We start from the raw sequence: 6,194 nt of genomic DNA, 5'->3' as shown, positions 1-6,194 counted from the left end.
CCCCCTGCCCCTCCCCCGTAGGGAGGGGAGTGGTATGCAAATTACGCTTTAGAAATATACATTAATAATTGAATATTAATAATTGAACATTTGTAATTAAAAATTAATCGTTAAAACATTAAATATTAAAACAATGAGCAAACTTATCATTTCTGGCAATCCTCTGCCCAACATGCCTTGGGAAGAGCGTCCTGAAGGTCAGCGCACTCCGCTGTGGCGCTGCTCGAAGAACCCGATTATTCCGCGCGACTTGCTGCCTACCAGCAACAGTATATTTAATAGTGCCGTAGTTCCTTTCGGTGAAGGCTTTGCAGGTGTGTTCCGTTGCGACGATACCAACCGCCGTATGGTGCTGCACGTTGGTTTCTCAAAGGACGGTGTAAACTGGAACATCAATGAGGAGCCGCTGCGCTTCGAGTGCGACAATAAGGAGATTGGCGAATGGGTATACGGCTACGACCCACGCGTTTGCTTCATCGAGGACCGCTACTATGTGACATGGTGCAACGGTTATCACGGACCTACAATCGGTGTGGCTTGGACTAAGGACTTCAAGACATTCCACCAGCTCGAGAACGCATTCCTGCCTTACAACCGCAACGGTGTACTCTTCCCTGAGAAAATCAACGGTCGCTTCGCTATGCTGTCACGTCCGAGTGACACTGGCCATACACCGTTCGGCGACATCTTCTACAGCGAGTCGCCCGACATGGAATTCTGGGGACATCATCGCCACGTAATGGCTCCTGCTGCATTTGAGTTGTCAGCATGGCAGTGCATGAAGATTGGTGCAGGTCCGGTGCCAGTTAAGACATCTGAGGGTTGGTTGCTGTTCTATCACGGCGTGCTCCGCTCTTGCAACGGCTACGTTTACGCATTCGGTTCGGCTCTGCTCGACCTTGAGCAGCCTTGGAAGGCTACACACCGTTCGGGTCCGTACCTCATCTCTCCGCAGACTCCGTACGAGTGTATGGGCGATGTGCCTAACGTTTGCTTCCCTTGCGCCGAAGTACACGACCCCGAGACAGGTCGCATAGCTGTATACTATGGCTGCGCCGACACCGTTACAGGTCTCGCATTCGGATACATTCCCGAAATCGTGGAGTGGACAAAGAAGAACAGCATCATCTAATTGATACAAACACTTAGTAGGAGGCTACGGCTGCGATGCCATAGCCTCTTATTTTTGCAACTATATTTTTAAATTCTTAATTCTGCAGTCATAATATGTCATTTCGGGTAGCTGAATATTGTTTTCTGCAAATAAACTTTGATGTAAATGTATTTTTTTTCATCAAATATCATTAACTTTGCAACACAAATCTTTTATAAAACACATCTGAAATTTTATGGGAGGCATATTCGGCACCATTTCCAAGAAAAGCTGTGTGACAGACGTTTTCTATGGAACTGACTACAATTCACATCTCGGAACGCGACGTGGCGGTTTGGCGATGTACAGTAAGGAGAAGGGATTCGTCCGCTCCATCCACAATCTGGAGAACTCGTATTTCCGCTCCAAGTTCGAACCGACGCTCGACCGATTCGAGGGTAGTACTGCGGGTATAGGTGTTATCAGCGACACCGACGCGCAACCACTTGTGATAAACTCGCATCTCGGACGTTTTGCAATCTGCACTGTGGCAAAGATTGTAAATATCGAGGAGCTGACCAAGCAACTGCTTGAGAAGAACATGCACTTTGCCGAATTGTCGCAAAGCGCTACCAACCCAACCGAACTTATAGCCTTGCTGCTTATTCAAGGCAAAACGTTCAAGGAAGGTATAGAGAACGTATACCATAACATCAAGGGCTCTTGCACCATGATGATTCTAACTGAAGATTCGCTTATCTGCGCCCGCGACGCTTGGGGACGCACACCTTTAATAATAGGTAAGAAGGAGGGAGCTTATGCCGCTTCGAGTGAGTCGACTTCTTTCCCGAATCTTGATTACGAAACAGTTTATAATATCGCCCCGGGTGAGATTATTGAGCTTAAGGCCGATAGCATGACACAGATACGCAAGCCTAACAAGAAGATGCAGGTTTGCTCGTTCCTGTGGGTTTACTATGGCTTCCCGACTTCTACTTACGAGGGCAAGAACGTAGAGGAGGCTCGTTTCAGCAACGGTTTCAATCTGGCTAAGACCGACGACGTTGAGGTTGACTGCTGCTCGGGTATTCCCGATTCGGGCACAGGTATGGCTATGGGATATGCAGCCGGCAAGGGCGTGCCTTATCAGCGCTGCATTGCCAAGTACACTCCGACATGGCCGCGCTCGTTCACACCCTCAAACCAGACCATGCGATCGCTTGTTGCCAAGATGAAGCTCATACCTAACAAGGCTATGATCAATGGCAAGCGCGTGCTGTTCTGCGACGACTCTATCGTACGTGGCACACAGTTGCGCGACAATGTGAAGGGACTGTTCGATGCCGGACTCAAGGAGTTCCACATGCGTATAGCCTGTCCGCCGCTGGTATACGGTTGTCCGTTCATCAACTTCACTTCTGCCAAGAGCGACATGGAGCTTATCACACGCCGCATCATCGAGAAGTTTGAGGGCGATGCCAATAAAGATCTTGACAAATATGCCACTACTGACTCGCCGCAGTACACCAAGATGGTGGACGAAATCCGCCGCGAGTTAGGACTGACCACGCTCAAGTTCAACACCATCGAGCAGCTCATCAAGGCCATCGGTCTGCCTAAGTGTCAGGTTTGTACACACTGTTTCGACGGCTCAAGCAAGTATACGCTTGAGGAGCAGGCTGACGAATAATAAGAAAAAGGAGAATAAGTATAAAAAATGATTGTAACGGGTCACATTATTGTAGCCCGTTGCCGTATCAATAAACTGTAATACATAATGAAGAAAAAGGAATTCTGCTATATATTAATTGTAGCAGTAATGGGCGTGTCGCTCTTGTTGGGATTTGCCGTTGAGGTGTTTGGCGTAGACCTGGGACCGGCTGCTTGGGTGGCAGGCTGGGTGTCGTCGCCCGTTGCTTTGGCCATTGGTTTTGTGTTTGCAATGCTGTTTGGCAAGGCGTTTCCCGATTTCAACAAGACCATGTCAAAGAAACTACTGCAATACTCAGTCATCGGACTCGGATTCGGCATGAACGTCAACAAGGCGCTGGCTTCGGGCAGCGAGGGTATGATGTTCACCATAGTCAGTGTGTTCGGTACTCTTGCCTTGGGATGGCTGTTCGGTCGTAAACTGCTGGGTGTCGACTCGCAGACCAGTTATCTGCTTTCGTCGGGAACAGCCATTTGCGGTGGTTCGGCAATAGCCGCTGTCGGTCCAGTCATCAAGGCGCGTGCCGAGAGCATGTCTGTGGCTCTGGGCGTCGTTTTCATCCTGAATGCCATTGCTCTGTTTGTATTCCCCGTCATCGGCGACGCATTGTCAATGACCATGAAGCAGTTTAGCATGTGGGCAGCCATCGCTATACACGACACGTCATCGGTGGTAGGAGCAGGAGCTGCTTACGATCAGATGCATCCCGAACTGGTGGCATCGCAGGGTGTCAGTGCTTTGGAGGTGGCTACAACAATCAAGCTCACGCGTGCATTGTGGATTGTAGTGCTTGCGCTTGTCACACCGTTCTTCTTCCGCAAGTCGCTCACAGCTACTGCCGACGGACAGTCGAAGCCATGGTATAGCAGTGTGCCAAGATTTATCGTTTGGTTTATTGTGGCAATACTGTTCAATACCTATATTCTCAGTAATGCCTCTATTTTGGGTGACAATGCTGCTGCGATGGGCGCACAGTTCAGCGGAGCCGTAAACAAATTGGCAAAGCATCTCATCACTCTCTCACTGTTCTTCATCGGAGCTTCGCTCACTCGAGAGACATTGCGCAGCGTAGGCTTGCGTCCTCTCGTTCAGGGAGTTCTGCTTTGGGTGAGCATAAGCTGTATCAGTCTGGCGTATATATTCTGGGTGGAATAATTCGGTAATATTATTGATGTAAATCAAAATCGTACTAATAAACGTGCTTGTTTATCTGTTTTCGGGGGGGTAAGATTAATATTGTCACGATTTTGTAAAGGAAGAATAGTTTTTTTTGCGTAATTTTATACCCTATTAATAAATATCTCGGTAAGTGAATTGATTTTTCACTACCGAGATAAACGTGTATTATTGTCTATATTTTTAAGTTCTATTAAATTAGAGAATTTTGTTGGTAGAGAATTATGAGAATTTTTTGTAGATTATCCAATTGGTATTTCTCAAAGGGAGCATTGCCATATTGGGGAGTGTTGTTTCTGGATTGTTTAATCGCGTTGTTTTCAGGTTATGTAGGTAGTTATCTTGAACACGGCGGATTAGAGTTTGCTCAACATTTTTGGCAACTTACGGCAGGCAATATTGTTTGTATGCTATTGTTTGCTGTAGCGTTCCGCATGTTCCATACATATTCCGGAATATTGCGCTTTTCGTCGCTCGTAGACCTTGAGCGTGTAGGCTTGGCATCGTTTGTAGGTGTCGTTATGTCGTATATTGTTGGTATTGTCCAAAATGCATTGGGGGGGGTAAATTGCATCATAATGCACTCGCTGTTTGGCAGCGTAGTGATGTTTGTATGCGCTTCGATGCTTCTGTGGGTGGAGCGCATGTTTGTACGTGCCTTGTTTGATATATTCAAGGTTGACAAGGCATTACCGGTTGCAATATACGGAACGATGGAGGGCGGTGTGAGCCTTGCCAACAGTATATTGACGACTAAAGAGAAGAAGTATGTGCTTCAGGCATTCATCAGCGATGGCTATGATATGCGTAAGGCTTATATACTCGGCAAGAAGGTATTCATAAACAAGAAGGGCATTGCTGAGCTGATGAGAAATCAGCATGTCAAGGTGCTGCTCGTGTCGCCTCTGAAGTCGGAGGCTTTCCGCGAAAATCAGGCCATGATTGATGAGTTTGTACAGGCTGGCATCAAGATCATGATGATGCCTACAGCTGAAGAGTGGGACGGCAAATCCGACTTGACATACAATCATCTGCATGAGATAGAAATCGAAGACTTGTTGCCTCGTGAGAAGATTGAGGTGGATATGAATGCCATTGGCGCTATGCTTAGGGGCAAGCGCGTGCTCATAACCGGTGCTGCCGGTTCTATCGGTTCGGAAATGGTGCGTCAGGTGGCTGTATACAAGCCTGCCGAACTCACCCTTATCGACCAGGCTGAGACTCCTATGCACTCTGTACGCTTGACAATGGCTCGCCAGTTTGCTGATGTCAAGAACGAAACTATAGTCGGAAGCATCACCGACAAGGCTTTCATGGAGAAGATATTCGAAGACCATCGTCCGGAATACGTATTCCATGCTGCTGCTTACAAGCATGTGCCAATGATGGAGGACAATCCTGCTATGGCTGTGCGCAACAACGTGAACGGTACACGTGTCATTGCCGACCTTGCTGTGAAGTATGGCACAAAGAAGTTTGTGATGATTTCTACCGATAAGGCTGTAAATCCAACAAACGTAATGGGATGCTCAAAGCGTATCTGCGAGATTTACTGCCAGTCGCTCAATCAGGCCATCGTTGATGGTAGAGTGAAGGGTGTTACGCAGTTTGTTACCACTCGTTTCGGTAATGTGCTCGGTTCGAACGGTTCGGTTATTCCTATTTTTAAGGAACTCATACGCAAGGGGGGGCCGTTGACAGTGACCCATCCGGACATCATACGCTACTTTATGCTTATTCCTGAGGCTTGTAAGCTGGTGCTTGAGGCAGGCACAATGGGCAAGGGAGGCGAGATATTTGTGTTCGATATGGGCAAGCCGGTGAAGATTGTTGACCTGGCAAGACGAATGATTTCGCTCTCTGGAGCCAAGAATATTGAGATTAAGTTCACTGGACTTCGCGACGGCGAAAAGCTCTATGAGGAGCTGCTTTCGACAAAGGAGAACACTATCCCTACGCAGAACCGCAAGATTATGGTTGCCAAAGTGCGTGAGTACGATTATGAAGAAGCCAAGAAGAACGAAGACGAATTGCTCCAGATATCGTACACCCACGACGACATGGCGATAGTAAAGAAGATGAAGGAAATAGTGCCTGAATACAAATCGCAGGTCAGCAAGTATCAGGTGCTGGATAAATAAAATAAAAAAGAGGGTGTGTCATAATTGACTATGGTCATTTATGGTGCACCCTCCTTTTGTATATCGTTTAGCG

Annotated in this window: 4 protein-coding genes; all 4 read left to right on the top strand. The window is 47.4% G+C overall.

Annotated elements, in window-relative coordinates:
• Positions 1-133 precede the first annotated feature (133 nt).
• The 4 genes from I6E38_RS14090 (at position 134) to I6E38_RS14075 (ending at position 6,121) form a co-directional block, all read left to right on the top strand.
• Positions 134-1,132 carry a glycoside hydrolase family 130 protein gene (locus tag I6E38_RS14090; protein ID WP_235394588.1) on the top strand — a complete coding sequence of 333 codons (999 nt, stop codon included), beginning with the start codon at positions 134-136 and terminating at the stop codon, positions 1,130-1,132.
• A gap of 217 nt (positions 1,133-1,349) precedes the next feature.
• On the top strand, positions 1,350-2,783 hold the full coding sequence (locus I6E38_RS14085; RefSeq protein ID WP_235394587.1) for an amidophosphoribosyltransferase: 1,434 nt from the start codon (positions 1,350-1,352) through the stop codon (positions 2,781-2,783).
• Between the two features lie 87 nt (positions 2,784-2,870).
• Complete coding sequence (locus tag I6E38_RS14080; protein WP_235394586.1) at positions 2,871-3,959, top strand: YeiH family protein; 1,089 nt, start codon at positions 2,871-2,873, stop codon at positions 3,957-3,959.
• A gap of 245 nt (positions 3,960-4,204) precedes the next feature.
• Positions 4,205-6,121 carry a polysaccharide biosynthesis protein gene (locus I6E38_RS14075; RefSeq protein ID WP_235394585.1) on the top strand — a complete coding sequence of 639 codons (1,917 nt, stop codon included), beginning with the start codon at positions 4,205-4,207 and terminating at the stop codon, positions 6,119-6,121.
• Positions 6,122-6,194: the final 73 nt, after the last annotated feature.

Source organism: Leyella stercorea (genome assembly GCF_021531355.1).
Lineage (GTDB): Bacteria > Bacteroidota > Bacteroidia > Bacteroidales > Bacteroidaceae > Prevotella.
The sequence above is the reverse complement of the archived record's forward strand: the minus strand, read 5'-3'. Positions and strand labels throughout refer to the sequence as shown.

Excerpts from the sequence above, each read along its gene's own strand:
- I6E38_RS14085 (WP_235394587.1), top strand. The coding sequence starts at position 1,350 with ATGGGAGGCATATTCGGCACCATTTCCAAGAAAAGCTGTGTGACAGAC.
- I6E38_RS14075 (WP_235394585.1), top strand. The coding sequence starts at position 4,205 with ATGAGAATTTTTTGTAGATTATCCAATTGGTATTTCTCAAAGGGAGCA.
- I6E38_RS14090 (WP_235394588.1), top strand. The coding sequence starts at position 134 with ATGAGCAAACTTATCATTTCTGGCAATCCTCTGCCCAACATGCCTTGG.
- I6E38_RS14080 (WP_235394586.1), top strand. The coding sequence starts at position 2,871 with ATGAAGAAAAAGGAATTCTGCTATATATTAATTGTAGCAGTAATGGGC.